Annotated in this window: 2 protein-coding genes and 2 pseudogenes; 1 reads left to right on the top strand and 3 read right to left on the bottom strand. The window is 73.0% G+C overall.

Annotated elements, in window-relative coordinates; all coding sequences use genetic code 11:
- Nucleotides 1-274, bottom strand: a pseudogene (locus GJ632_RS21020) (YihY/virulence factor BrkB family protein); the annotation flags it as partial.
- Nucleotides 275-391: 117 nt separating this feature from the next.
- Between GJ632_RS21020 and GJ632_RS21015 the strand changes: the two are divergent.
- On the top strand, nucleotides 392-934 hold the full coding sequence (locus GJ632_RS21015; protein WP_089803874.1) for a hypothetical protein: 543 nt from the start codon (nucleotides 392-394) through the stop codon (nucleotides 932-934).
- A gap of 13 nt (nucleotides 935-947) precedes the next feature.
- Here the strand turns inward: GJ632_RS21015 and GJ632_RS24460 are convergent, their stop codons facing one another.
- Together GJ632_RS24460 and GJ632_RS26105 are read right to left on the bottom strand one after the other, a co-directional pair.
- Nucleotides 948-1,385, bottom strand: coding sequence for a hypothetical protein (locus GJ632_RS24460; protein ID WP_231751742.1), 438 nt, complete (start codon nucleotides 1,383-1,385; stop codon nucleotides 948-950).
- An 85-nt stretch (nucleotides 1,386-1,470) separates the two neighbouring features.
- Nucleotides 1,471-2,269: pseudogene (locus GJ632_RS26105) on the bottom strand (PQQ-binding-like beta-propeller repeat protein); the annotation flags it as partial.

The following is a 2,269-nucleotide window of genomic DNA, read 5'->3' as shown; positions in this document are numbered from 1 at the left end:
CGACGGCGAGGAGCGTCGCCCCCTCTCGACCCGCCCCGTTCGCCGTCGCCTCGTACACCAACTGTCGCGTCGCCGGGGAGAGAAACGTCGGCGTCGCCCGCTGAATCCAGGCGGCCTCGGGACGGCTCAGAACGGCCAGCGCGAGCACGAGCAACGGGAACAGGGAGACGAAGCCGTAGTACGCTAGCGAGGCCGCGGGATACTTGACGTCGTGAGCGTGCGCCCGTTTGACGACGGTCCACGCGACGCGGACAGAATCGCCCGGGCGGGACATGGCCCACGGTAGGATTCGAACCGTCAAAGGTCTGTTCGCCCGGCGACGCGCGACCGGTCGCGGCGTCGCTCGGCACCCGGTCGCGGCTTTTTGTCCCCGCGCCCCGTCGGTTCGAGCATGGACGACCCCTCCACTTCCGCGGACGCCGACGCGGGCGCGGACGGCACCGGACCCGAGGCCGATGCGAGCAGCGTTGAACCCGACGCCGGCGCAGGCGGCGTCGAACCTGCCGCCGACACCGGGGACTACGAGGACCCGGTCGGCGACCTGCTCCCGTACGCGTCGGTCGACTCGAACTGGTGGTACTGGATCGCCGCACCGCTCGTCTTCTTCGTCCTCTCGGCGGTCGGCGGTGTGCTGTTCTTCGTCGGCTTCCTGTTCGACGTGTTCCTCACCGGCGGCCTGCTGACGGTCGGACTGGCCGTCGTCGCCGGCGGCGTCGCCGCACTCGTCGGCCTCGTCCTCTCGGTCATGTTTCCGGTCGCCGTCTACGTGGACGCGCGAGCGCTCTCGGACGACCCGGCGTCGCCGTGGTCACCCGACCCCCTGCTGTACGGGCTGGTCGCCCTCGCGGGCGTCGTCCTGACGGCGTTCACGGTGAGCGTCCCCCTCGCCATCTACTACCTCTACCGGCGGCACGTGGCCGTCGGCACGCCGTAAGCGCCCCGACGCCTCACGCGCCTCGCTCGGCCCATCGGTAGCGGTCCGCGGCGACGACGAGGGCGAGCGACCCGGCCCAGAGGAGGACGAGTCGAACCACGACGACGACGGACCCGCTCGTCGGCGGGTCGAGCGTCCCCGCGAGAGCCGCGCAGGCGACGAACAGGAACGTCGAGGCGAGGCCGACGAGCCAGATTCTGAGCGGGGAGGCGTCCGGATACCGCGCGTTCGTGACGGCGACGGCGGCGAGCGTCGGAGCCTGCACGGCGAGTTGGCCGAACGAGAACGGTTCCGCGACGAGCGCGGCGTTCACGACGACCGAGAGCGGTCGGAACAGCGTCCCGAAGGCGATCCAGAGCCAGACGAGGCCGAAGAAGTCGGCGACGCCGGCGACGACGATGCCAGTGGCACTCGGGTCGCTTCCGGACGCCCCGCTCCGGTCGTCCGTCACGCCGACCCCTCCACGGCGTACAGCGTCCCGCCGACGCGACGTAGACGGTGCCGTCCGCGACGACTGGCGAGCGAACGTCGCCCTCGTCGGTCGATGCCTCGAACCGGCCGACTTCCGCCCCGTCGGTCGCGTCGAGGGCGACGAACCCGTCGCTCGTCGGGAGGTACAGCGTCTCGCCGACGACGGCGGCGAGACCGTCGCGCGGCACCGGAACGTCGGTCCGCCACAGTCTGTCGCCCGTCGCGGCGTCGAGGGCGGCAGCGAACGGCGACGCGCCGTCGCCGGCCGCGACGAACACCCGGTCGCCGTCGGTGACGGGCCGGAGGGCCGAGCGTCGCGCGCCGACGTCGCCCTCCCACAGCACGTCGCCGTCATCGAGCGAAACCGCGTACAGCGGGCCGCTCCCGTAGTAGACGGCGTCCCGGCCGACGCACGGCGAGAGCGACGAGGGGTCGGCGACACCGAGCGTCAGTCGCCACTCGCGGCGACCCGTCCGGGCGTCCACCGCCGCGAGTTCGTCCGGGGCGTCGCCGCGGCCGACGAGGAGGCCGCCGCGGAACGCCAGCGGGTCGAGTTCCGTCCGAAGCGGCGACCGGTCGCGCGGGAGTCCAGTCGTCGCGTCGAGGACGGCGGTCCCGTCAGTGGCGTCCGGGCAGTAGACGCTCCCGGCAGCGAGGAGCGGGGTCTCGACGCTCGTCGTCCCGTCGTACGACCAGCGGAGGCGTCCGGACGCGGTACCGAACCCCAGTACCTCCGTCTCGGCGGCGACGAGAAGGCCGCCGTCGGACGCCAGCGGCGGCGACGAGAACTGGAGGGACTCGCGCCACGGTCGCTTCCGGCCGTCGAAGCGCCAGCGGAGCGTCCCGGTGGCGGCGTCGCGGGCG

The sequence above is a fragment of the Halogeometricum sp. CBA1124 genome (assembly GCF_009741955.1).
In the GTDB taxonomy this organism is placed as follows: domain Archaea; phylum Halobacteriota; class Halobacteria; order Halobacteriales; family Haloferacaceae; genus Halogeometricum; species Halogeometricum rufum.
The sequence above is the reverse complement of the archived record's forward strand: the minus strand, read 5'-3'. Positions and strand labels throughout refer to the sequence as shown.